The sequence below is a fragment of the Klebsiella sp. CN_Kp073 genome (assembly GCF_040065495.2).
Lineage (GTDB): Bacteria > Pseudomonadota > Gammaproteobacteria > Enterobacterales > Enterobacteriaceae > Klebsiella > Klebsiella aerogenes.
Window position 1 is genome coordinate 4652967 of record NZ_CM198051.1, and the last position, 22462, is coordinate 4675428.

A 22462-nucleotide genomic window follows, 5' to 3' on the forward strand; every position below is an offset into this window, starting at 1 on the left:
TCAGGGTCATTTTGTATTACCCTCACCGAAATCTTTTGTTGTATGTTTCTGTTGTTCTATCCATGCGTCGATATCCTTTCGGGAAAATCGCCACTGACCTCGGACCTTAAAAGCAGGTAGTTCCCCGGTCTGGGCCATGGAATAGACTGTCTTCTCACCGACCTTAAGTAGGGTGGCGACATCCTTTAGTTTCAGAACCTCGTCATTGCTCATGCCGCCTCTCCTGAAGGGCTGTTGGCCGTCAAAACACAGTACCAGAACAGAGGCGGCTTTCCTGCCTCTGAGTGAAAATAAACCAGAATATACCGAATTATGCCAAAGATTGCCAGAGAGGTTTCGTGTTGCAAAACACTAAACACCGAAGTATATTAAACGCTATGAAAAACTTTGGTGAAACCATCCGCGACCTTCGAGTCGCCCAAGACCTTGGGTTGCGCGAGACTGCGATCAAGGTAGGCATTTCCCCCGCCTATCTAAGCCGCATTGAGCGTGGCAAGGAGCGTCCGCCAAGACCAGAGGTAATCAAGGAGCTGGCCAAGATACTAGCGGCCGACCCTGACGTGCTGTTCCGCTTGTCTTCCTCCACAGACCCGGAAGTTGTCGACTACCTTCATGACCAACCCGAGGTCATGAATTTGCTCCGCTATGTCAAGGAGGCCTGCTTTACCGAGGATGAGCTCAAGAGCCTCGTTCAAGCAGCTGAAAGCATCAAGGCCAACTCTCATTAGCCCTACCACTCTCGGTTGATCCCGATTCAAAATCTGCTTAGGCGCCAACACTAAAACACGATCATTGCGTAATTGGTGATATTTAATATAAACGTCCTGATGTGCTTCGCAGGTACTATCGATTGGATTGTCCAATACGTTCCCCCTATATAGGATAAATTTCATTTACCACTTTCGCTGATAATTTCTGCAAAACTTGGCACTGAATTCCAAACTCAGCTACAGAACAACAAATCCTGAATTTGTGCGCAAAACAGCTTGGCTTTTCATTATCTTTAATACTGTATTATCTGTACGAAATCTGTCCCCACAAGCCAGCCAATTTGCAACCGTGCTCTACTTTGTCATAGATAGGTTCTGAATAGCTACACCATTTTCGTTTATACCCAAAATAATTCGAGTTGCAGGAAGGCGGCGACGCAGCGAATCCCCTGGAGCTTACTGAAGTAAGTGACTGGGGTGAGCGAGGAAAGCCAACGCACAAGCAACTTGAAGTATGAAGGGTATATACAGTATTTCTAGTGGAGATAAACTGTATTTTTCTTTGGAAACACCAAAAATGAGACTGAAACCATTCTCTTCATAAGACAGGTCATAATGTATATACACCTCTCTAAACGAGCCTACTGGCGTCAGAATGTATTAAAAATACTTCAGACCTAATTGTAGTGTTAAATCATATAACCAGTAAAGTCGGGACATGCTGAATCCTTATCCTTCAACTTTCTAAGGAACTCCCCCCTAATAGTTAAAAGTCAACCAACGAAAGCACTAAAATTTAAAAATTTCATTAATGACATTAAATATTTACAGACCTACCGTACCAAATACTTTTTTAATTTTACATATAAATAATATTTAAAAAAAGTAGTTATTACTGTAGGCGGAATTATATCTTTATCTCAATAAATTCTCCCGATGCCATTCCAGATAACAATACGATTCAACAGAAAACGCCTTTATTTTCTCCGGCAACAAACACTGCTCTTTAACACTCATATCCAGCTCATTACTAATTAATAAACGTCCATCGTTTTCAAACGAAATCCATCCCTGATCGAAAAGAATATCAATATGTGCGGCCAGTATAATTCCATTAAACGGATCAAGGCGTTCACTCCCATTCTCGCAGGCAGCCCACGGTTTTATATGGCTGGCACGGAGTAACGGCGCAAACGTCGTTCCCGTAACAGGGCATGCCGGATACAACATGAGACAATTTTTCCGAAAGGTACCCTGCCCCAGCCGTGCCGCAATCAACTGCTCGCGTACGGTATCTTCAATACTTTTATCCTGCTGAATAATAAGACAGTCACGCTGCGCCTGTTCATCTCTACCAGAAGATATTAACGAAAGAACGCGCTGCTCAATTGCACCATCGGAAAGCACACTCAATCGCTGATGCACACGCTGCGCTGAATGAGAAAGCGCAGCAGGAGCGCCCTGCTCGTCAAGCCAGCCGACACGCACATCACTAAGCCAGGAATCAAAACGGTCACGACTATTTTTCAGACTATTGCGAAACTCACTAGCAGTTTTGCCCGCCCCGAAACGGGGATAAAACAAGGCATAAGCCTCTTTCCATTTCTGAACACCCAGTCCCACAGGTGGTTGAGATTTACCGTACTTCGACAAATACCACGCCACTTCCAGCAAATCGTCTTCAGAGCTATTCAATGTTACATCCTGTTTTTCCAGCGTAATTCATCACCAGATTATGTCTGAAATGATCGTTAACTAAACTGATCAGGTTAGTTGTTTTAGCAAAAACATCTCACACCGGTTTTCACCATCAACAAGCACTACACGCAACCAACAACACAAAAAGGAACACGCCATGCCCCCCCACAAAATCCGCCAGGAGTGGCTGACGCTGGACGAGGCCGCAGAAGTCATCCGGCAGCACAACATCACGTTGCTGCCTGCTGACCTGATCCGCCATGCCCTGCACGGCGATCTGTCACTCTCGGTCTACTTCCCTTCGCCCGTACTTATCAGGCCACTCAATCCACCTTGCCGCTTTGCCTGCCGATTCAGCAAGCCTCCCTTTCCACCTTCGCAGTGCAACAAACCTGGCAACCGCAAAGTGATGGCGAACTCGCCGCCGTGCAGACGCGATCCCACTCTGCGCCTGACAACCAGCCATCTCTGGGATTTGCCGTTAATCGGTCTTGAACGCCTGCTGCTCCACCAGCGGCTGGCGCAGACGCTAAACTGCCCTTGCCCACATGAAACGCACTGCTGTAACCAGATTGGCATTGTGCTTTGCGATGAAAACGGCAGTTTTTTCCAGCTCTGCAACCACAAATCGCTACGTGAAGTGCTACTCGAGTTACTCGGCACCAATGGCAGGATCCCGGAAGAACTCCATGCGTTGATCGCCCAGCTTTACAGTCATGGACGCGATGAACTCCAGCCCCGTCTCAATTTATCAGTATGCTATTTACCGGATACATTGCCTCCTGACGCACTGTTCGTCATCCGCCGCTCTCATCTCGAAGCCTTCCTGACCCGTCATCAGCCGGAATCAAAGGAGCGGATAAGCTCCGCGCTTTCCCGTTTGCTATGGCTGGCCTGCAAGCACAACCCACAACTGGACGATAAAATGCTGGAGCATCCCTACAAACTGCTGAACATTTTTGAATGCTGGGCGCGTGAGGATGGTATGCACCTGCCGCTGAGCCCCGAGACGCTGAAAACCGCGCTCCAGCGCGGCGCACCGCCGTAACTCAATCAACTAACTATTTCAACTAACAACTCTCACTAACCCAGATAAGGATTTTTACTGCCTCGCAGGGACGCTGCTGCTTTGATAACCACGCCCATTGTGCTGATGTGAACAAATCTGGACACAGGAGGAATGGTTATGAATAGCGACAGATTTTTACGCTTACGCCAGGTGGAAGACAAAATCGGCTTCGGTAAATCGTGGATTTACCGGCAAATCCAGCTGCAACAGTTTCCGCCGTCCATCCGACTCAACAGCCGCCACGTCGCCTGGCTGGAAAGCGAAGTGGACGCGTGGATCCACCAGCGCATCCGGCTTACCCGCGATGTCTGAATGCCGGAGGAAGATTATGTGCGCTTCACACCTGCTCAACCGCTGGCTTCACGGCGCGCCGGCCCCTGAAGAACAGGAGATGGTCCAGGTCAGTCTGGAACAAATCCAGCCGTTCTCTCTCAATCCCCGCGTCACCCGCAACCCGGGCTATGATGCGCTGAAAGCGTCAATTCTCGCCCGCGGGCTGGATAACCCGCCGGTGTTAACCCGCCGCCCCGGTGATGAAAAATACATGCTCGCCAGCGGTGAGAATACGCGCCTCGCCATCCTCAATGAACTGTGGCAGGAGACGCAGGATGAGCGTTACCACCGCGTCTGCTGGCCGTTCAGACCGTGGCCGGAAACGCTGTCACCGCAGCAGGGCGAAGTACAGTGCCTGATCGGCCATCTGGCCGAAAGCGACCTGCATAACGGATTGATGTTTATCGAACGGGCGGAAGGGATCCTGCACCTGCGCGATCTTTACCTCGAGGCAGGCATTGAATGCCCGACGCAGCTGGCGCTTGCGGAACAACTCACCCGCGACGGCTATCCCGTCAGCCAGTCGCAAATCAGCCGGATGCTACAGACCGTCGACTGGCTGCTGCCCTGCATCCCCAACGCGCTATACGGCGGCCTGACCCGTAAGATTATCGATCGCCTGCTGGTGCTACGCAGCGCGGCGGAACAGGTCTGGGCAAAGCTGATGCCGCTGGAACGCCAGCCGGAATTTGCCGACCTGTTCAGCACCGCCCTTGCCACCTTCAATGGCGAGCCGGAGGGCGTGGTGCCGCAACTGGTGCAGGATGAACTGCTCGGTGAGATGAGCTGTCGCAGCGGCATGAGCTGGAATACGTTGCTGGCGGAACTGACCGATGGCCAGAGCAGGCGGCAGGCGCTGCTGGGGCCTCCGGCCGAAAAGGTCCTCTGGCCGCTACCGCAGGAAGTGGAAAAAGCACCCCTACCAGAGCCAGAGCCACCGACTGAACCCACCGTGCCCGATGAGCCAAAGCCCTCACCGCTGGTGCATACGGCACGGTCGCTGTGTGCCTGCTGGGGACTGGATGCATGTATCCAGCCGGACGACAGCGCTCCGGCCGGTTTCACCCTCGCGCCCTGCGACGATTTTCCCCATCCGGCGGCACAGCGCTGTTACCAGGTGCTGGCCGCCCTGAATAGCGACACCAGTACACCGATGCCCGCCCTTGAATTGCTGTTGTCGCCGGACTACGACAACGCTCAGATCCAGCAACTGATGCAGCTTATCAGCCTGTGCCGCCAGCGGCGGCTGCGGGAGGTTCGCCATGACGCCCTCAGTTAACCAGGCAGTGCTCACCCACATCGTCCAGGCGCTGAAGGAAGAACAGATCCGCTACTGCGAATCGCTCGGCTTCAGCCCGCAGGAGCTGTGCGAGCTGACGCGCCTTACCGCCGACGACATCCTGTTTCTCAGCAACAGCGCGGTGCAGTTCATCACCACCCACATTGACCACGAGATGCTGGGCCGGATGCTGGCGAGGATGGAGCAGGAGCGGCTGTTCCAGCAGCGTCTGGAGGAAGCGCTGTCTCTCGGCGCGTCCATCGAGTTCATCAACCACTATTTTGGCCTTTCCACGCCGGAGGTCTGTGCCCGGCGGCGGCTGATTGGCCTGTTTGTCCGACAAGGGCGCAACACTGCTCCGGATGAACAGATGGAGACGCTGGTATGGAATGAGTGGCAGAAAATGGGCGTGAACAAGCTCGACTCACCCGAAGCGCTGACCGCCATGATGGCGATAGCCCGCGAACACGATCTGTCGCTGACGGTTATCTGGAACCTGCTGCGCCAGTGGACTCAGGAGAAGCTGCTGCATGAAGAGTGACGATCGGCTGCTGTTTCTCGGCAACCCGCAGCAGAGCGTGCCGAAGCGCCTGCTGCTGGCGCGCAACCTCTCCCCGCGCGACAAGTTCACGTGGCAACTGCTGCGCCTGCACGCCCGCGACGACGGCAGCGGCGTCTTTCCCTCCTACAACGAACTGCAGGGCTGGCTCTCTGACCAGCCTGAAGGCGAGAAGGCCTCGCGTAGTACCGTCAGCAACGCGCTGATGATGCTGCGGATCACCCGCTGGCTGAGCCTGTGCCAGCGGTTGCGGGACGAGCAAAGCGGCAGGATCACCGGTAACCTCTACGCTCTGCATGATGCACCACTGACTCATGCCGATGCCTGTCGGATGGACAGCGAATATCTGGCGCTGCTCACCGCCTGCTCCCACCACCGCAACCGGCGTATCCGCAACATCGCCATCGGGCTGCTGCTCACCCTGCAACAACCTGTGGACAGTGGACGAACCTGCACTGAGTCTCCAGTGAAGACCGCCCCTGGTCTTAATCGAGGACTCAGTAAAAAATGCCCGAGTCTTCAATTAAGACTCAGTGATGTGGCGGGGGCTGGCGGGCAGCCGGAGCCGCATTGCGTACATACTGGTACAGATTTAAACAATAAACATCAAAAGCGTACGCAACTGCTGCACTGGCCTGTGGATAATCCCTTCAGCGCCAGCGAGCGCCGCGCCGCCGAACGCGCGATGCGCAATCTGGATCCCGCTCTCTGCCAGCAGGTGCTGGACGACTGTCTGTGGCGGATCGCCGCCCACGATATCCACCGCCCCCTTGCCTATCTGCTGGCAACGCTGGAGAAAGCCAGACGGGGCGAGTTCAATCAGCTTCGGCGCAGGCGCAGATAGCCCTGATTTTATGCGCACCGCATAAAGCCGGCATACCAGCTATCAATCAAACCTCATTCATCGGCGAAATTAACTTTCTGTGAACCAGATGGGTTTCCCGTCGCCAGACTCATTGCGCGGACCGACACTGCTGGCATCTGAACCCATGGAGAATTTCCGATGCCTGGCACAACCCTGTTCAGCGATATCCGCATCACCCTGCACACCCGCGTCGCCGCCCGGCTGTGGCAGGCGCATCCCACCGGTATGCTACTCTGTCTGGCGTTACTCAGGCGTCTGCTGCGCGCCGAGGAGGCCGACGACCCGTGGGCCGCCCACTGGCTGAAGCAACTGCGCATCCGCCTGAACCTGATTGCACACCTGCTGAAGCAAAAAAACCGTCGGCTGGACCAGGCCTTCGCCAGCCTGCCGGGCGCTATCCACACCACGCAGGTCAGTAACCCGTCCCCGACCGAATTCATCCTGCCGCTGGCGCTGTTCTCGCCGCCCGGTTCGCGCCTGCTGCAACAGTTGATTGATTACGATCTGCTGGTCCGCCGAACCCTGCTCGCCTGGCACCTCGGCCTTATCACCCAGGCGGAGAAGCGCGATTTCATTGCCACCATCCCACGCCTGATGCTCCAGGTGTTCAGCTTCGTGAACCGCTTTCGCACCACCGGCGTGACCCGCGCCGACGTGCGGGCAAACAGTCCGCTGGCGCAGACGATGGCGCATAAGCTCGGGAATTTGCCCAAAAAGATGCTTGCGGAGATCCTGCGTGATGATCGGTGAAAACGACGAAGAAAGCGCCGCCCGCAAAAGCTCGCTAAAGGGCCTTTTAAAGGCCTTTAAGGGTAAGGGAGAGCTGCGAGCGCTGGTGCTGGAGTTACAGGAGGCTCGGATACAACTGCAACAACGTCAGCCGATGCTGAAACCGGCGGTGTATGAACTGCCGGGGCGTAATGTACCGCTGATCCTGTGCAGCAACCCGGCGCGCTCCGGCGTCAGCTATCTGCGCTGGCGTAATCTGGACAACAACCGTTCGGGAGGCGTGGCATTGCAGGAGGCCATTCAACAGCCGGATGTGAGCGATGAACTGCGCGACGCGCTGATGGCGCTCGAATGGCGGCGGCAGGTTCTGAATACGCAGCTTTCAGTGGTGATGTTTATGCTGCGGCGGATACAGCCGTTAACCACGCTGGTTTAAAATTTTGCGCGAAGTTAAACCCTGAGTGTCACTTTAGCGATTATTTTAAACTCACCCCATGCACCTAAAAACAGGCACTATCCGCTTAATGCTCGTTTTAAGGTGCAATCAAGTAATTCCAACATCTGCTCCTCCCAAATAGCGGGCGTGTAAAAACGCAGAACTTACGGCATCAATATCGCTTCCTGCTACACCGCATGCCTCAAAATGATTACGCCACTCCCTGACCACTCGCCAGATTCGATCAATCTCTGCAATAGCTTCAGTACGGCTTAGTCCAAAGCGTTCACACCAGGAAACGGCATTGCCGAGCGTGGCCTCTTTACCATATGCGCCAACCCCCAGATGAAGTCGACGATGATGAGAATGCACCGGACGAGGAACCACGTCATAAAGCGGACTGATTCGCCATGCCAGAGCAACATCATCCTGCGACTCCTGAGCCCCTCTTACAGGGATCTGTACTGGCGATTCCATCAGGACAAAACCATGGTTACGCAGATGATCATCATCATTGTTAACCAGGATATTAAATACCATCCGGCAGAACAGTTCCTTCAGGTCGTCTGCAAGATTGTCTGCGCCGAGATGTCTGCGCATCGCATCCGCCAGTTCCGCATAACTGCTTTCGACCGAAGCCATTTCGTGAATATTCATCAAGGTGAGCGCGGAGACAAAATGACGCCTGCCGGTATTGTCTCCCTGGCCCACACGGTCAAAACGTTTGATCAGCATAGCGAAGCGTCCCGGTCCAATCTCTTCAAGACGCGTTTCAGGGACGTGAAGTCCCGCCGCATCCGCAAGACGCAACGTCGCGTGTTCAATTGCCGGATAACAAAACCCGCGGTCGGTACGGGAAGAGAACTTCGCAAGCCAATGACTTCCATCCTCTACGACCACCGTCGCTTTTGGCCGCATCCCACCCATACTGGAACCCGCATCAAATATCCCGTGCAGGTTGGCAGGCAAAGGCGCACCGTTCTCGATTCTCTCCGCGGCATCAAACAGGTATCCCAGGGATTTTATATCCGCGGAGGTATCAAGATCTCTGGATTGCTGCCCATCAGGAGTGAGATCCAAAGCCCCTGTCCGGTTTGGCCCGGCCTCCAGCAGATATACCGATTCAGGCAATGAATTCGCAGGCACACGTTTTTTAGCTTCAATAACCCGTCGTCCCCAGGCATCTGGCGCAGCATCACGGATCCCACCAAACAGCGTTGACTCCTGCGCAAATAGCTCCTGTTTTGCTACCTGCTGGCCCTGCAACATACCCAACCCCACAGGATCGATTTCAATTGCGCCTTTTCTTTTCAGGTATTTAAGACCATAGATAAAACGCGAAGCCAGAAGGTCGGTGCCTTCTTCCTGTAAATGCAATTTTCCGGCCGGAACAGACTCTGTTGCTCCGGGTAAAAATGCATGAACCAGCAACGTGCTCTCAGAAATCATATTCTTCCAACTCCTTATTGCTTAATGGTCGTGCGCGCCGAGGACGTTGAAGACTCTTAACGGCCTGTACGGCATGATCCTTCTTCCCCATAACATCGGCAAGCGTTGCGCCAGGCCGAACAACACTGAGATAACGCAGAATCTGACCGATAGCGACGCCTGCATCACCATTCTCTATACGACTAACGGTGTTACGGCTGATATTGGCGCGCACCGCGACTTCTGACTGTGGAATTTTTCGCGCAATACGACTTTGCGCCAGAACATAGCCCAGGTCAGATAGCTGGCGGCTTAAATCAGAAGGTAATAAATCCTGCTGTGTACGTTTCATTTTGCACCTTAAAACACGCACTAAAGACTTAATGCTCATTTTAAGGTGCATTAGAGTATTTTTCAAACAAGTATGCCCACGCTGAAATGGTATCTCTTCAAAAAAAACAACGCACCTTAAAACGCGCACTATCCGCTTAATGCGCATTTTAAGGTGCAATTTTTACCTTCTTCCTCCAGTTTCCCCTGTCGCCTTATCCCTCCGGTACACCATGCTGAACTCCCTTTCACCGGAGACAGCCCATGCAACTTTACCTGTGCGAAAAACCCTCTCAGGCGCGCGATATTGCCCGCGTTCTTGACGCCCGTAACCGCAGCGATGGCTACCTGCATAACGCCACCGTGACCATCACCTGGTGCTTCGGCCACCTGCTGAGCATGGCCGCGCCGGAGGATTACGATCCGGCGCTGAAACACTGGCGGACGGAACAACTGCCGTTTATTCCCCCGGCATGGCGGCTGGTGATCCGCCCGGAGGTGCGCAAGCAGTTCCGTATCATCGAGAAGCTGCTGAAACAGGCAGATGCAGTGGTGATTGCCACCGACGCCGACCGCGAAGGCGAAACCATCGCTCGTGAAATTCTGGAACAATGCCGCTGGCGCGGTCCGGTCCAGCGGCTGTGGCTATCGGCGCTGGATGAGGCCAGTATCCACAAGGCGCTTGCTGCCCTGCGACCCGGCGACAGCACGTTTCCGCTGTACCAGGCCGGACTGGCGCGCGCCCGCGCCGACTGGCTCGTCGGCATCAACATGACCCGCGCCTGCACGCTAATGAACCGGCGGCACAAGGGCGTGCTCTCCGTGGGCCGGGTGCAAACGCCGACCCTCCGTCTGGTGGTGGAGCGCGACCGGGAGATCGCCCGCTTCACGCCCCGCCCCTGGTGGCGGGTGGATGCCCGCTTGCATGCGGAGGGTTGTTCCTTTCTGGCACAGTGGCAGCCGGATAGTGCGTACTGCGACGATGAAGGGCGCTGTATCCGTGAATCCGCCGCCCGTGATGCCACCGCCCGCCTGCAACAGGCCGGAACCGCGCTGGTAATGGACGTGACAACCCGGCGGGAGAAAACGCCGCCACCGCTAGCCTTCACTCTCAGCGCCCTGCAACAAGTCTGCTCAAAACAGTGGGGCATGGGCGCACAGGAGGTACTGGATATCGCCCAGCGCCTGTATGAAACCCATAAAGCCACCACCTATCCGCGCACCGACTGCGGCTGGCTGCCGCTCTCGATGCACGCTGAAGCGCCGCAGGTGCTGGCGGCACTGGTTGCCAGCGACGCCTCACTCCAGCCCCTCGCCACGCAACTGAATCTGCAACAACGCTCCCGGCTGTGGGACGACAGCAAAATCACTGCCCACCATGGCATCATCCCGACCCGTAAAACGGTAGATCTGGCGCAGATGAACGACAGCGAGCGCAAGGTCTACGGCCTGGTGCGCAGCCATTTTCTGGCGCAGTTTCTGCCGGACCATAAGATGGACAAAACCGTTCTGCGCCTGAACTGCGCCGGGGAAACGCTGGCTGCCCGTGGCTCAGTAGTGGTTGTCAGCGGCTGGCGGCAGCTGTTTTTGCGCGAGATGGCAACGCATTCACCGGAAGAAACGCAGTCCATCCCCGCCCTGCAACAGGGGCAAACCTGCCAGGTGGAACAGGTGGACGTTCGCGCCCGCCAGACCCAGCCGCCGGAACACTACACGGAAGGGACGCTGATTGCCGCGATGAAAAATGCCGCCCGTTTTGTCAGCGATGAGCACCTGAAGCAGCGGCTGAAAGAGAACGCGGGCATCGGCACCGAAGCCACCCGCGCCGGGATTATCCAGACGCTCCTTAAGCGCGGTTATCTGATTAAGCAGCGCCGCTTTCTGCTGGCAACGAATACGGCCAGCGCGCTGATTGATGCCCTGCCGGAAGCACTGAAGGATCCCGGCACCACTGCGCTATGGGAGCAGATGCTGGATGACATCGCGACGGGAAAAATGGGCCTGGAGGCGTTCCTGGTGCAGCAGCAAGAAACCGTTACAGCGCTCACGGCTCAAATAGTCAGAGGCCAGAAAAGTGCCTCATCAGGTTAGCAAAACGCCCGGCGTTTGCCGGGCGTGAAAACAACGACAGTCAACGATTACAGCTTGTGTTCAATCGCCGGGTTGTTGTTGATGGCGATGCGCTGCGGTTTCTCTTCTTCCGGGATATCCTGGTGTAATTCAATCGCCAGCAGGCCGTTTTCCAGCGAAGCGCCGGTCACTTTCACATGCTCCGGCAGACTATAGCTGGCCCGGAAGTCGCTGCGGCTGATACCCCGATGGATCCACCCTTCTTCGCCGTTTTCGGTTTTCTCCTCTTCACGTTTACCGCTGATGTTCAGTTGACCGCCGACGGTTTCAATTTCCAGTTCACTTTCTTTCCAGCCCGGCACGCTGAGCGTCAGTTCATAGCGGTTATCGCCCAGCCGCCGGATATTGTAAGAAGGCGTGGAGGGCAACGGCGTACTGCCGGTTAGCTGGCTAAAAAGGCGATCGATACGGTTAAAACGGTCCGCAAACAGAGAGTCGGAGAGATCGTGTAATACAGGAAAAGTTCTGAGAGTCATCATGTACCTCCTGAACAGTAAAAAGAATATTCAAAAAGTTCATGTCTTGTGGGCAGTGTTCCTTACCCGCTTTCTATATGAGGTTACTGCACAATATTTCAACTCACCGAAGTGCAATTTTGTGATGTAAATCACACATTATACACCCAGCCTGTCACGGAAATTATTCAGCCACCGGTAACAAATCTCGCTGTTCTCTCACCCCGAAAGCTGTTGCTGTAATGCCGTTATCACCAAAGTCCGCCATGCATTCCTGAAACGCGGAGGCGCACAGCGCGGAATGCCCGTACTGCCAGTAACTCAGAGGCCTTGCAGCCAATGAGCCAAACCCGAAGCGGGGCATCCCCGCGCATGGGGCGCTCCGCACTTTCAACACGGAGACACCACCATGAACGATACCCATTACTTCAACCTGTACACCAGCGGTCTGGGCTACCTCAACCGGATCCGGGAAGTGACCCCGAAAAAAGGCGAACCGTTCCTGTGCTGCGACATTGCCGCACTACGGGGCGAAGCCAGCAACGCGGAGCACACCTGGTTCGACTGCCGCGTCAGCGGCAAGGAAGCGCAGAAACTGGTACGCCGCTGTATCGACTCCTGCGAGCAGAAACGCAAAGTGCTGATCCAGTTCCGCCTCGGCGATCTGTATACCGACACCTTTGTCTACAGCAAAGGCGACCGTAAAGGCGAAACCGGCGTCAGCCTGAAGGCCCATCTGCTACACATCGGGTTCATCAAAATTGATGGTGAAGAGGTTTACCGGGCAGAGCGCGAAGCTGAATCCCAGCCAGCGCCAGCCGCACCGCCAGCAGAGCCTGTAGCGCAGTTCTGACGCACAGCATTCACCCTGCCGGGGAAATTCCCCCGTCGGGGCGTTTCCCCGGCCTTTTACCGGAGAGACGCATGATGAATACCGTATTGAACTCACGTGATGAAGCCCTTAACCGGGGCAAACTGATTAACCTTGATGACGAGGCGCTGGACGCAGGCTTGCCGCTGGATCTGGCCATTACCCTTCCGGCCCACAGGCACTGTCTTGAAGACCGGAATGACAACGCCATCCGGGAGTTGCTGAAAGGTGTTGAAATGGCAGCGGTAGTGGCCTTTATCTCCCACCAACCGCCGCAACACACCATTCGTATTGATTACCGCTCGGTGCTGACGCAAAAAACCAACGGCAGCACGCAGCAGCAAACCGTCAGATTGACGTTACGCGTTCATTTTTCTGAGCAAGGCATTCCCATCGCCGCCACGCTGGGGCTGATGGGGGAAAGATTCCCTTACTGATATGATTTCGCGCCCGGAATAACGGGCGCTATTTTTTGGTGCTGCAAACAGTTGTCGCTAGTCCCTCATCCTCTCATCCTGCACTCTCCTGTCAAAGCCCTGTGGAGGATGCGATGAAACGACTGATGCCAGCCCTACTCCTGTTCATTCTCAACGGCGTGACCGCTGCCTCGCCTGCCACGCCAGAAGTCGTCCGCTACGACCGCTACCTGCTGGTCAACACGTCACCGCAACAGCCGCCACTCGAACAGCTTACCGCCCTGTCCGTTCCGCCAGGTTTTCACCCGACGGTCGGGGAAGCGTTGCAATACCTGCTGCGCGACAGCGGCTGGTCTTTGTGCCTCGCCGATGCGCGCCGGGCGCAGTTTTATGGCCTCCCGTTACCGCTGAGCCAGTACCGTACCGGCCCGCTGCGCCTGAAGGCCGCCCTGCAACTGCTGGCAGGCCCGGCATGGCGGGTGATCACCGACGAAAACCGCCGCGAAATTTGTTTCGCCAGCGACCATTCCCTCCCCCAGACGGTGGCTTACCGTCATCCCGTGTCCCTCCACCCTTTGGGGCCGTTAACGGCCCCGTTTTTTCTCGCCGGGACCGTACAGCGTGGCGATATCCGCCTGGCGGTGATTGTGCCGCCGGAAGCCGTTTACCTCCATCAGGTGGTGTGGCTGCGCAGGGGAGAACAGTGGCACGGCTGGCGGCTGGAGCGGTTTGATGAGCGCCGGGCGGTGTTCCGTCACGACAAACGCCAGTTGACGCTGAAAGTACCGGAGTAAGCGATGAAACGCCTGGTTCCTCTGTTACTCTTCACCACCAGCGTGTGGGCGCAACCGCTTCAGGTGCAGACCAGCCAGAACGCGGACTCAGCTCTAAGACCGCTGAGCACGCAACAGCAGGCCACCGTCTGGGGCGTCACGCCAGAGGAGTGGCAGCGCTATCTCACGCTGAAACAGCAGGCGCGCGGCGTCTGGTCGCCGGGGCTCGATCCGCTGACCACGCTGGGCGTCGAAGCCGACACAGACCACGAACGTCAGCGCTTCGCCGAACTGCTGGTCAGGCAAGAATATCAGCGGCTGGAGAAAGAACTCGCCTTCCAGCGTGCCTGGGATGCGGCCTGGCAGCGCCTGTATCCGGGCCTGACGCCGCTGAAAACCACCTCCGCCAGCACTTCCCGCGTTTCACTATTCGTTAAAGATGACTGCCCGCCCTGCGACAGCCTGCTGCGTACCCTGCTGGCGCAACAGCGCCCGCTGGATATCTGGCTGATCGGAAGCGAAGGCGATGATAACCGGGTACGCCGCTGGGCGATGGCGCATGGCATCGACGCAAAACTGGTGAGTGAACACAGCATCACGCTTAACCACGACGCGGGTCGCTGGCTGCTTCTGGGCCAGAGCAAAATCCCGGTGGCGCTGGAGCGTAAGGGGGAGCAATGGCGCGAGGTTCTGCCCTGATCCTGCTGTTGCCCTGCCTGGCGCTGGCGCAGCCTCTGCCAGAGGCTTATCTGCGCGCCGCGGAGCATTTCCGTGTGCCGCCGGAACTGCTGTGGGCCGTAACACAGACCGAAAGCGGCGCGAACCTGAACGGCAGACATCTTCCGTGGCCGTGGACGCTCAATATCAAAGGCACCGGCTACCGCTACGCCAGCCGGGAGCAGGCCTGTCAGGCGCTGCTGGCCGCCATCCGCCGCACCAGCCCGAAGCGCATTGATGTGGGGCTCGGGCAAATCAATATCGGCTGGCACCGGGCGTATTTTGACTCTCCCTGCGACGCCCTGCATCCCCTGCAAAACCTGTCGCTCACCGCGCAGTTGCTGCGTCAGCGCTACGATGAACGCCCCGGAAGCTGGCTCAATGCCGCCGCACGCTACCGCAAGCTGGTCAGCCGCCACCTGCAACAGGCCGCTCCGCCATGAGCCGTTACGCGCTGGAGGCGCTGCTTCGCCCGCCCGTGGAGTTTTACAGCACCGTCACCGCCAACTGTGGCGCGTTAATCTGCCTGACGCAGGCCCCGCTGCTGATGCTGACGCCGTGGCAGGCCCGCCTGATGGCCAGCGCCCTGATTCTGCTGGCCCTGCGGCGCGGCTGGCAGGGCTGGCACATCGTACGCTACCACCGCAACCTTCTGCGCCTGCCGCGCTACGCGCTCACCAGCCGGAAAATCCCGGTCAGCCGCCAGTGGCTGTTTCTCGGTAAAGGCTTTCGCTGGCAGCCCATTCATACCCAGCGGCTGTACGACTGCCTGCAACCGAAAGCCGCACGCTGGCTGCGTCCGGGATGGTGCTACCGCCTGGCAAGGCACATAGAAAAACGCAGCGAGCATACTCTTCCTGGCCTTGCCCGCCTGCTCAGCGCCGATCGCTGGCTGAACCCGGTGCGCCCGCTGCCGCCCGTCGGCGGCAATCCGTGGTTGCACGGTGTGGAACTAAAAGAGTGCGACGTCACCCTGCCGCTCAGTGAACGCCCCGGCCACACACTGGTGCTCGGCACCACCCGCGTCGGCAAAACCCGGCTGGCGGAACTGCTTGCCACTCAGGATATCCGCCGCGGCGAGGTGGTGATCGTTTTCGATCCAAAAGGCGACGCGGATCTGCTGAAGCGTCTGTGGACAGAAGCGCAGCGCGCCGGACGCGGAGACCGCTTTATTCTGTTCCATCTGGCATACCCGGAAATCTCCGCCCGCTACAACGCCATCGGGCGCTTTGGCCGCATTTCAGAAGTGGCGTCGCGCCTCACCGGACAGCTTTCCGGCGAAGGCAACTCGGCAGCCTTCCGCGAGTTCGCCTGGCGCTTTGTCAACATCATCGCCCGCGCCCTGGTGGCGCTCGGTCAGCGTCCCGACTATCAGTTAATTTCCCGCCATGTCGTCAATATCGACGCCCTGTTTATCGACTATGCCCGCATCGTGCTGCCGCGCCACAACGCGCGGGCGTGGGAAGTGGTGGCGCAACTGGCGGAGCAGCTTAATGACCGGAATATGCCGCGCCATATGCTGGGCCGCGATCCCCATGTGGTGGCGCTGGAACAGTACCTCAACGCGGAGAAATTCTACGAGCCAATCCTCGACGGCCTGCTCTCGGCAGTGCGCTATGACAAAACCTACTTCGACAAGATTGTCGCCTCGCTGCTGCCGCTGCTGGAAAAGCTGACCACCGGTACGCTCGCCGCCCTGCTCGCCCCGGACTACCACGATCTGGACGACACGCGTCCAATCCTCGACTGGCAGCAGGCGATCCGCCAGAAGGCGGTGGTCTATGTCGGGCTGGACGCGCTCTCCGATTCGGTGGTCGCTGCCGCCGTCGGCAATTCGATGTTTGCCGACCTGGTGAGCGTCGCCGGGCACCTCTACAAGTTTGGCCTCAACGAAGGACTGCCCGGCAGCAGTGAAAAACAGCCGCCCATCAACCTGCATTGCGATGAGTTTAATGAACTGATGGGCGAGGAGTTTATCCCGCTGGTCAACAAGGGCGGCGGCGCGGGCATTCAGGTCACGGCCTATACCCAGACGCTGAGTGATATTCAGGCCCGCATCGGCAGCGCACCCAAGGCAGGCCAGGTGGTGGGCAATTTCAATAACCTGATTATGCTGCGGGTACGTGAAACCACCACCGCCGAACTGTTGACGAAACAATTGCCGCAGGTGGAAGTGCGTAGCCGCCAGGTCAGTTCCGGCGTCACCGACACGCCGGGCGGCATCAACAGCTTTACCAGCAACACCCGCGAACAGGTAAGCACCCGCAACGTACCATTGCTGGATACCGCCGCGCTGATCCAGCTTCCCAAAGGCCAGGCCTTTGCTCTGCTTGAAGGCGGCCAGTTGTGGAAAATCCGTTTGCCGCTGCCCGTAGCGGATAAACACTGTCCGCTGCCGGAATCTGTGGCGCAACTGGCGGCGTGGATGCAGGCGCGCCAGCAGGGACAGCCGGAATGAGTGAGCAGCGCTCTCCGCCTTCACGTCCGGCTCAGGGGCCGGTCGGCTGGCTGCTGTCGCTGGCCGGACGACTTATAGGGCTGATTATTGGCGCGCTGGTGCTGCGGATCGTACTGGAGCTGGCGGGGTTGTATTTCTGGTGGCCGCAGGAGGGGAGCAGGCATGTTTCTATGGTGATGAAGCAGGAGCAGGCTGAACTGGTTATTGCGTTGCAGCCGCACCCTCTGGGGAATGAAATTCTGGTGCTGCTGGAAAAAGGAGCAACTCACGGGATTATGGCCAACATGTTCCTGCAGAAACCGTTCACCACCCTGGTCTATACGCTGGTGAGTTTTATGCAGCGCCTGATATGGCTTTCCGCTATGCTCCCCCTGATTTGCCTGTGTGCGGTAATAGGGCTGACGGAGGGACTGGTGCAGCGGGATTTAAGACGGTTTGGCTCCGGGCTGGAATCCGTTTTTCTCCACCGTTATGTCATCAGTTCCGGCAGTTCAGTCGCCACCACGCTGTGGGTGTTTTATCTGGCGCAGCCGCTATTTCTGCCTGCAATACTGGTTTTACTGCCTGCCGCCTTCTGGTTTGGGGTAACGATATGGATAGCTGTAGGGAGTTTCAAGCGCTGGTTATAATTTTGGTTCCCTTTTTATCCAATATAACGATTCACTTTGTCACGATTATATAAATAAGAGACAATTCCTACCATCTCATCCATATCTAATATCGATGTTTCTCAAATATAACTCACCAAAACATGAAAATGCTTTCAAGCTTGTTTCAGTAAAAAAGGCCCAAGACATTTAAGCTCACAAAAATAATCATAACTCTAATACACTATCCTTACGCCTTAAATCATCATTAGTGTTGTAAGACATGTCAAAACTTATAATATGATTGCATGTTACATACAAAAATGGCTTCTTAATAAAAACATACTAATAATAAAAAAGCAATTGCAATTAAAAAACCATAGAACATCGAACCCTGACTTTGGTATAATTATTGTATTATGATATTCTCTTTAGTATAATTAACATCAACCATTTAAACGATATACTTTGACTATTACACTTTAACTCCATGCTTGATAGTTTTAATGATTTATGTTGAGGGATGAAATGAGATTAATTTATTTTTATTTGGCTAATTGCTTTGACGTTGACTTTAATTTGGAAATTAATTTTTCAGAAGATAAAGAAATAAATATCACAAACACACGTGAATTGAAGATAATTGACTTGGAATATACACCATTACAAAATTTCTATGGAAATAATATTATTAATGTAAACGCTGTCGTGGGACAAAATGGTGTAGGGAAAAGCACCATTTTTAATATACTTGGTTTGAGCCACATAGACTTGCATAGTTGCTACCCTAATAGCCAATGGGTAGCCGTTTATGAACATAATGATACTTATTTTTTAGAAGGTTTTAATGCCGATAAAATTATAAACATCGGGAAAGTAAATCAATCTTACATAGCCTATAGATTAGGTAGAACAGAAAATATTCTTTACCTAGATTCATTTATCCAATTTGAAAATAACATTCAAAATAAATACTGTGTTATTCACAAACCAAATTTTTCCAATAGCATAAATGGAAAAGGACGCAGGAACATTCATGATAACGATGATAGAAACTATGGTTTTAAAAGAAATTATCTGCAAACCAACATGGCAAATTTTTATGAATTTATAACTAATAATGCCAATGATTTTTGCAGTCACATAAACAAAAAAAGCATTGATATAAAGATCGAAGCATACCAGACGCGTGAAGAAAAAAAAGAGTTTAAATTTTATAATGACTTTGATAGATATTTAGACTCTGATATCATATTATTTAATCAAAACAAACCAAAAAAAATACAAGACAGCAAAAAACTTTTTGTAATAAATTTTATGGAAGAATACATCTTACACATAATCCATAACTCTTTTGATGAAAAAAATAGAGCAATCTGTCAAGAGTTAATTAACTCTAACAGATATAATAGCGATATATTAGATTATGCTAAAATAAAATCTTTCCTGTTAAAAACAATAAACAATACTATTGAACTATTAACAAAAAATGATGATGAAATAGTTTCATATTTAGATGATATAGAATGGACCGTAGTTATAAATTTTTTAGAAAACAATGACAAATTGTTTTTTACGAAAGAAGGAAATGGACTGAAAGAAAACGTAACATGTTCCATAAATCTTAATAATTATGATGACAAGGTACATTCTTTTATTGCTGAAATTGGCGCTGGAAACAACCCAATTATTCTCAAAATGCCTAAAATGAGCACCGGGGAGTTTGATATAAATAGCAAGATCGCTGGTATTAATAAAGCAATTAAACTAACCATAGAGAACAACCCAGAGATTCATGGTTTTATTATTATATTAGATGAGTATGATGAACACCTTCATCCAGAGTGGTCAAGATTATTTTTAGATTACCTACTACAATACTTGAGCAAAGGTTACAATAATTATTTCTTCCAGATACTTTTATCAACACATTCACCATATGTCATCAGCGATCTGTTAAAAGAAAATGTTATAAAAATAGAATACATCCCCTCTGAAGGTAAATATTATAGTAGTAAAGCAAGCCGTAGTTTTGCAAGCAATATATATGATATAATAAATGATTCATTCTTTTTATCGCAACCAATTGGTGAGTTTGCTGTACGAAAATTAAATGAGTTATTGACTCAAGTAGATAATGTAAACATGAATACCACTTCAAAAACTTATACTAGCCTACGTAATATAATACATTCCATTGATGATGAGTATATTAGACGAACATTGATTAATCAACTTAACGCCAATTATAATTATGATAAAAAAATGCAATTAGTTAAATTAGATAATGAAATAAACACTTTAATCAAAAAGAAAGAAAAAATCCTTAGTAAAATGGATGGAAAGGAACATGATTAAATTTTCTAAAGAGCAAATTTTTAATAATGAATTTATTGTTTCACATCAACGAAAGGTTAAATCATTCGTCCTGAACAAAAAATTAGGAATTGATTTCTTTAATCACTCATTTTCATTTAATGAAGTGTGCTCGGATGAACTTTTAAACTCCATCTCTTTTGATCCATTTGTTCAAAAAGGATTAATTAAGAAAAATGAGGAATTTCTGAAAGACTACTACGAGATCTCAAGATTTTTATTACATGGTAATGATTATCTAAAAATAATAAAAATTCAACATAATGTTCGAAGTGGCTCTCTGTATAAAAAAGCATTAGCTGATGAACGGATTTATATTATAGATAAATTCAGGCATAATAATATCCTAAAAAATTTTGGCATTAATAACCCAGATATTGTAAAAAACGAAAAGAACTATTTGGACTTTCATAAGAAAATAATTACCGCATTTAAAAAAAACAACAAAAGCATTGCTGCCATTTTTAACTACAATGAGTTTTTGATGTCAGTAAAAAATATAAGAAACGATATACTTAATAATATTAAAATAACTATTTGCCCTTACTGTAATAGACAATACATTGATACATACTCCTATAATGGTGAGGTAAAATCTTTAGCTCAAATTGATCATCAATTCCCAAAATCAATATTTCCTTTATATTCACTGACCTTGTTAAACTTTATACCATCTTGTTCATATTGCAATTGCATAATAAAAAAAGACAAACTGTTCCCTTGGGCAGACATATACTCTAATAGATTAATAGATGAGAAATATTTCCATGTGACTTATAATAACGTAAAAGGACTATATGGAGACATGGATGGATTTGACTTGAAATTAATCCCAAAGGATAAAGATGATATTAATAACTCATATTTTTTTAGACATCGTGAGATATATGATAATCATAAATCAGACGTAGCAAACCTTCTCAAAAAACGTTTAATCTTCACCGATGGATATAGAAAATCAATAGAAAAAATCCTATCAACAAAAATGACAGAAGACGAATTTAGGCATGTCATATTTGGGGTGACGGGAAACGAACAAGATTATTCTACGATACCTTTATCGAAATTAAAGAATGATATTCTTAAAAGTTGACATACTTTAATTGTCCAATCCAGTAATTTTTGGTAGTTGTTAGAATCCCAACTACCAAACTTTATCCATAGAAGATACGATCGTTTGCCGACTATAAAATCCAATGGCCCCTAATGCAGTAAACAGTTAGATAAAACTTGACTATTACTAGTACTTCCATATTAAAAATGGTGAGTTAGCATTCACAGCGCCGACTAAAATCTTTTATTAGACACAAATATTTCTTCACTGTGCCCCCCCAGCATCTCATCTACCCTGCCCTGAATACGCTTCAGGAAAATACTGCCATGCGACATAGTCCATTATTTCTGTTACTGACTTTTCCCATAGGGTCTCTGGCCTATGCTTCCCCGGAATCCACCCAGCTAGCCCTCGCGCTGAAGCAGCTCGAGGGCGTAAAAACCTCACTGGAACGCGCCCAAACCAGCTCCAGCACGGACCCGCAGTCGCGCTACTTCTTCGACTATTTACAGGCGCAGCAGGACATATCCGCCGTTGAACAGGGCATCCGTCTCTATCTTGTCCCGGCAAGAGCACAGCCACGTGCCGTCCAGCCCCTGAGCGCCAGCTACCAGCGGGAGCATCCCGATGACTGACTCGCAACTCACCGCCTTTCAGGCCGCCAGCCTGAGCAAACCGGAGACCGTCAGCCTGCTGGTGCTCGGCCTGTTTACCAGCGTCCTGCTGCTGTGGTGCGCCTGGACGCTACTGGTCGCCTGGCAGGGCGTCTGCTGCCAGCGCCTGAGCTGGCAGAGTTTTGGCACAGTGGCGGCCCGTTCACTGTTACTGGTGCTGGTCAGTTTCTGGCTGGTCCTGAGCTAAGGAGGAATCATGCGCTGGCTGTTGTTACTGTTACTCACCGCGTTTAATGCCCTCGCCGATCTGCCGACGATGGAAGATCCCTCGCGCGGCCAGGGTCAGGGCATTATGGAGACACTGCAAAACTACGGTTTTGATATTGTGGTGTTGCTGGCGCTAGCCATCTGCGCCGTCGGTTTTCTGGTGGTGGCGAACAACTGCATTGCCACCTACTCGGAGATCCAGAGCGGGCGCAAGCAGTGGAAAGATCTGGGCTCGATGGCAGGCGTCGGAAGCATCCTTCTGGTGGTCATCATCTGGCTGCTCAACCAGGCCTCGGACGTCCTGTGAT

General features: G+C 52.3%; 26 protein-coding genes. 21 read left to right on the forward strand and 5 right to left on the reverse strand.

Going from position 1 to position 22462, the window contains the following annotated elements; genetic code table 11:
- Positions 1-6: 6 nt before the first annotated feature.
- Positions 7-213 carry a methylation-associated defense system helix-turn-helix domain-containing protein MAD1 gene (gene mads1 / locus ABLV66_RS22380; protein ID WP_142464495.1) on the reverse strand — a complete coding sequence of 69 codons (207 nt, stop codon included), beginning with the start codon at positions 211-213 and terminating at the stop codon, positions 7-9.
- A 164-nt stretch (positions 214-377) separates the two neighbouring features.
- Here mads1 and ABLV66_RS22385 point away from each other — a divergent pair, with 164 nt between their 5' ends.
- Positions 378-728 carry a helix-turn-helix domain-containing protein gene (locus tag ABLV66_RS22385; protein ID WP_000787636.1) on the forward strand — a complete coding sequence of 117 codons (351 nt, stop codon included), beginning with the start codon at positions 378-380 and terminating at the stop codon, positions 726-728.
- 897 nt (positions 729-1625) lie between these two features.
- On the opposite strand, the gene ABLV66_RS22390 is transcribed toward ABLV66_RS22385, so the two are convergent.
- Positions 1626-2405 carry an HNH endonuclease gene (locus ABLV66_RS22390; protein WP_348876795.1) on the reverse strand — a complete coding sequence of 260 codons (780 nt, stop codon included), beginning with the start codon at positions 2403-2405 and terminating at the stop codon, positions 1626-1628.
- Between the two features lie 160 nt (positions 2406-2565).
- On the opposite strand from ABLV66_RS22390, the gene ABLV66_RS22395 reads away from it, so the two are divergent.
- From ABLV66_RS22395 to ABLV66_RS22425, 7 genes are all read left to right on the forward strand, one after another.
- Entirely contained in the window at positions 2566-3456 is an 891-nt protein-coding gene (locus tag ABLV66_RS22395) for a hypothetical protein (RefSeq protein ID WP_348876794.1), read from the forward strand.
- A 138-nt stretch (positions 3457-3594) separates the two neighbouring features.
- A complete protein-coding gene (locus ABLV66_RS22400) occupies positions 3595-3789 on the forward strand; it encodes a helix-turn-helix transcriptional regulator (RefSeq protein WP_001561320.1) in 195 nt (64 codons plus the stop codon).
- Positions 3790-3805: 16 nt separating this feature from the next.
- Positions 3806-5089, forward strand: a complete 1284-nt coding sequence (locus tag ABLV66_RS22405; protein WP_348876793.1) for a ParB family protein — start codon at positions 3806-3808, stop codon at positions 5087-5089.
- Entirely contained in the window at positions 5073-5630 is a 558-nt protein-coding gene (locus ABLV66_RS22410) for a DUF2857 domain-containing protein (RefSeq protein ID WP_348876792.1), read from the forward strand. The genes ABLV66_RS22405 and ABLV66_RS22410 overlap by 17 nt, the downstream gene beginning before the upstream one ends.
- The gene (locus tag ABLV66_RS22415) at positions 5620-6492 is read left to right on the forward strand and encodes an STY4528 family pathogenicity island replication protein (RefSeq protein ID WP_348876791.1); all 873 of its coding nucleotides are present in this window, start codon (positions 5620-5622) and stop codon (positions 6490-6492) included. The genes ABLV66_RS22410 and ABLV66_RS22415 overlap by 11 nt, the downstream gene beginning before the upstream one ends.
- A gap of 159 nt (positions 6493-6651) precedes the next feature.
- Complete coding sequence (locus tag ABLV66_RS22420; protein WP_079795026.1) at positions 6652-7263, forward strand: PFL_4669 family integrating conjugative element protein; 612 nt, start codon at positions 6652-6654, stop codon at positions 7261-7263.
- Positions 7253-7678, forward strand: a complete 426-nt coding sequence (locus ABLV66_RS22425; protein ID WP_348876817.1) for a DUF3158 family protein — start codon at positions 7253-7255, stop codon at positions 7676-7678. The genes ABLV66_RS22420 and ABLV66_RS22425 overlap by 11 nt, the downstream gene beginning before the upstream one ends.
- Positions 7679-7786: 108 nt before the next feature.
- On the opposite strand, the gene ABLV66_RS22430 is transcribed toward ABLV66_RS22425, so the two are convergent.
- Positions 7787-9127, reverse strand: coding sequence for a type II toxin-antitoxin system HipA family toxin (locus ABLV66_RS22430; RefSeq protein ID WP_348876790.1), 1341 nt, complete (start codon positions 9125-9127; stop codon positions 7787-7789).
- Entirely contained in the window at positions 9117-9458 is a 342-nt protein-coding gene (gene relB / locus ABLV66_RS22435; RefSeq protein ID WP_348876789.1) for a type II toxin-antitoxin system RelB family anti-toxin, read from the reverse strand. Before relB ends, ABLV66_RS22430 begins: the two co-directional genes overlap by 11 nt.
- 242 nt (positions 9459-9700) lie before the next feature.
- Between relB and ABLV66_RS22440 the strand changes: the two genes are divergently transcribed.
- The gene (locus ABLV66_RS22440) at positions 9701-11527 is read left to right on the forward strand and encodes a DNA topoisomerase III (RefSeq protein WP_348876787.1); all 1827 of its coding nucleotides are present in this window, start codon (positions 9701-9703) and stop codon (positions 11525-11527) included.
- A gap of 47 nt (positions 11528-11574) precedes the next feature.
- Here the strand turns inward: ABLV66_RS22440 and ABLV66_RS22445 are convergent, their stop codons facing one another.
- Complete coding sequence (locus ABLV66_RS22445; RefSeq protein WP_348876786.1) at positions 11575-12045, reverse strand: Hsp20 family protein; 471 nt, start codon at positions 12043-12045, stop codon at positions 11575-11577.
- Between the two features lie 385 nt (positions 12046-12430).
- Here ABLV66_RS22445 and ABLV66_RS22450 point away from each other — a divergent pair, with 385 nt between their 5' ends.
- The 12 genes from ABLV66_RS22450 to ABLV66_RS22505 all read left to right on the forward strand — a co-directional run bounded on the left by ABLV66_RS22450 (position 12431) and on the right by ABLV66_RS22505 (position 22461).
- Positions 12431-12874 carry an STY4534 family ICE replication protein gene (locus ABLV66_RS22450; RefSeq protein ID WP_348876785.1) on the forward strand — a complete coding sequence of 148 codons (444 nt, stop codon included), beginning with the start codon at positions 12431-12433 and terminating at the stop codon, positions 12872-12874.
- Between the two features lie 71 nt (positions 12875-12945).
- Entirely contained in the window at positions 12946-13329 is a 384-nt protein-coding gene (locus ABLV66_RS22455) for a hypothetical protein (RefSeq protein WP_348876784.1), read from the forward strand.
- A 113-nt stretch (positions 13330-13442) separates the two neighbouring features.
- Positions 13443-14102, forward strand: a complete 660-nt coding sequence (gene pilL2 / locus ABLV66_RS22460; protein WP_348876783.1) for a PFGI-1 class ICE element type IV pilus protein PilL2 — start codon at positions 13443-13445, stop codon at positions 14100-14102.
- A gap of 3 nt (positions 14103-14105) precedes the next feature.
- A complete protein-coding gene (locus ABLV66_RS22465; protein WP_348876782.1) occupies positions 14106-14780 on the forward strand; it encodes a TIGR03759 family integrating conjugative element protein in 675 nt (224 codons plus the stop codon).
- The gene (locus ABLV66_RS22470; protein ID WP_348876780.1) at positions 14759-15241 is read left to right on the forward strand and encodes a transglycosylase SLT domain-containing protein; all 483 of its coding nucleotides are present in this window, start codon (positions 14759-14761) and stop codon (positions 15239-15241) included. The genes ABLV66_RS22465 and ABLV66_RS22470 overlap by 22 nt, the downstream gene beginning before the upstream one ends.
- Entirely contained in the window at positions 15238-17256 is a 2019-nt protein-coding gene (traD, locus tag ABLV66_RS22475) for a type IV conjugative transfer system coupling protein TraD (protein WP_348876779.1), read from the forward strand. The genes ABLV66_RS22470 and traD overlap by 4 nt, the downstream gene beginning before the upstream one ends.
- A complete protein-coding gene (locus ABLV66_RS22480; protein ID WP_348876778.1) occupies positions 17253-17885 on the forward strand; it encodes an IncC plasmid conjugative DNA transfer DtrJ family protein in 633 nt (210 codons plus the stop codon). Before traD ends, ABLV66_RS22480 begins: the two co-directional genes overlap by 4 nt.
- Positions 17886-18371: 486 nt before the next feature.
- The gene (locus ABLV66_RS22485; protein ID WP_348876777.1) at positions 18372-20201 is read left to right on the forward strand and encodes an AAA family ATPase; all 1830 of its coding nucleotides are present in this window, start codon (positions 18372-18374) and stop codon (positions 20199-20201) included.
- Positions 20194-21312: a hypothetical protein gene (locus tag ABLV66_RS22490; protein ID WP_348876776.1), complete on the forward strand. Its 1119-nt coding sequence runs from the start codon at positions 20194-20196 to the stop codon at positions 21310-21312. Before ABLV66_RS22485 ends, ABLV66_RS22490 begins: the two co-directional genes overlap by 8 nt.
- A 287-nt stretch (positions 21313-21599) precedes the next feature.
- Positions 21600-21908 carry an integrative conjugative element protein, RAQPRD family gene (locus ABLV66_RS22495; protein ID WP_348876775.1) on the forward strand — a complete coding sequence of 103 codons (309 nt, stop codon included), beginning with the start codon at positions 21600-21602 and terminating at the stop codon, positions 21906-21908.
- Complete coding sequence (locus ABLV66_RS22500) at positions 21901-22134, forward strand: TIGR03758 family integrating conjugative element protein (RefSeq protein ID WP_348876773.1); 234 nt, start codon at positions 21901-21903, stop codon at positions 22132-22134. Before ABLV66_RS22495 ends, ABLV66_RS22500 begins: the two co-directional genes overlap by 8 nt.
- Positions 22135-22143: 9 nt before the next feature.
- The gene (locus ABLV66_RS22505) at positions 22144-22461 is read left to right on the forward strand and encodes a TIGR03745 family integrating conjugative element membrane protein (RefSeq protein ID WP_031590962.1); all 318 of its coding nucleotides are present in this window, start codon (positions 22144-22146) and stop codon (positions 22459-22461) included.
- The last annotated feature ends 1 nt before the right edge of the window (position 22462 follow it).

Bases quoted from the DNA above. Each gene is read 5' to 3' on its own strand.
- mads1 (WP_142464495.1), bottom strand. From the start codon at position 213: ATGAGCAATGACGAGGTTCTGAAACTAAAGGATGTCGCCACCCTACTT.
- ABLV66_RS22385 (WP_000787636.1), top strand. From the start codon at position 378: ATGAAAAACTTTGGTGAAACCATCCGCGACCTTCGAGTCGCCCAAGAC.
- ABLV66_RS22395 (WP_348876794.1), top strand. From the start codon at position 2,566: ATGCCCCCCCACAAAATCCGCCAGGAGTGGCTGACGCTGGACGAGGCC.
- ABLV66_RS22400 (WP_001561320.1), top strand. From the start codon at position 3,595: ATGAATAGCGACAGATTTTTACGCTTACGCCAGGTGGAAGACAAAATC.
- ABLV66_RS22405 (WP_348876793.1), top strand. From the start codon at position 3,806: ATGTGCGCTTCACACCTGCTCAACCGCTGGCTTCACGGCGCGCCGGCC.
- ABLV66_RS22410 (WP_348876792.1), top strand. From the start codon at position 5,073: ATGACGCCCTCAGTTAACCAGGCAGTGCTCACCCACATCGTCCAGGCG.
- ABLV66_RS22415 (WP_348876791.1), top strand. From the start codon at position 5,620: ATGAAGAGTGACGATCGGCTGCTGTTTCTCGGCAACCCGCAGCAGAGC.
- ABLV66_RS22420 (WP_079795026.1), top strand. From the start codon at position 6,652: ATGCCTGGCACAACCCTGTTCAGCGATATCCGCATCACCCTGCACACC.
- ABLV66_RS22425 (WP_348876817.1), top strand. From the start codon at position 7,253: ATGATCGGTGAAAACGACGAAGAAAGCGCCGCCCGCAAAAGCTCGCTA.
- ABLV66_RS22430 (WP_348876790.1), bottom strand. From the start codon at position 9,127: ATGATTTCTGAGAGCACGTTGCTGGTTCATGCATTTTTACCCGGAGCA.
- relB (WP_348876789.1), bottom strand. From the start codon at position 9,458: ATGAAACGTACACAGCAGGATTTATTACCTTCTGATTTAAGCCGCCAG.
- ABLV66_RS22440 (WP_348876787.1), top strand. From the start codon at position 9,701: ATGCAACTTTACCTGTGCGAAAAACCCTCTCAGGCGCGCGATATTGCC.
- ABLV66_RS22445 (WP_348876786.1), bottom strand. From the start codon at position 12,045: ATGATGACTCTCAGAACTTTTCCTGTATTACACGATCTCTCCGACTCT.
- ABLV66_RS22450 (WP_348876785.1), top strand. From the start codon at position 12,431: ATGAACGATACCCATTACTTCAACCTGTACACCAGCGGTCTGGGCTAC.
- ABLV66_RS22455 (WP_348876784.1), top strand. From the start codon at position 12,946: ATGATGAATACCGTATTGAACTCACGTGATGAAGCCCTTAACCGGGGC.
- pilL2 (WP_348876783.1), top strand. From the start codon at position 13,443: ATGAAACGACTGATGCCAGCCCTACTCCTGTTCATTCTCAACGGCGTG.
- ABLV66_RS22465 (WP_348876782.1), top strand. From the start codon at position 14,106: ATGAAACGCCTGGTTCCTCTGTTACTCTTCACCACCAGCGTGTGGGCG.
- ABLV66_RS22470 (WP_348876780.1), top strand. From the start codon at position 14,759: ATGGCGCGAGGTTCTGCCCTGATCCTGCTGTTGCCCTGCCTGGCGCTG.
- traD (WP_348876779.1), top strand. From the start codon at position 15,238: ATGAGCCGTTACGCGCTGGAGGCGCTGCTTCGCCCGCCCGTGGAGTTT.
- ABLV66_RS22480 (WP_348876778.1), top strand. From the start codon at position 17,253: ATGAGTGAGCAGCGCTCTCCGCCTTCACGTCCGGCTCAGGGGCCGGTC.
- ABLV66_RS22485 (WP_348876777.1), top strand. From the start codon at position 18,372: ATGAGATTAATTTATTTTTATTTGGCTAATTGCTTTGACGTTGACTTT.
- ABLV66_RS22490 (WP_348876776.1), top strand. From the start codon at position 20,194: ATGATTAAATTTTCTAAAGAGCAAATTTTTAATAATGAATTTATTGTT.
- ABLV66_RS22495 (WP_348876775.1), top strand. From the start codon at position 21,600: ATGCGACATAGTCCATTATTTCTGTTACTGACTTTTCCCATAGGGTCT.
- ABLV66_RS22500 (WP_348876773.1), top strand. From the start codon at position 21,901: ATGACTGACTCGCAACTCACCGCCTTTCAGGCCGCCAGCCTGAGCAAA.
- ABLV66_RS22505 (WP_031590962.1), top strand. From the start codon at position 22,144: ATGCGCTGGCTGTTGTTACTGTTACTCACCGCGTTTAATGCCCTCGCC.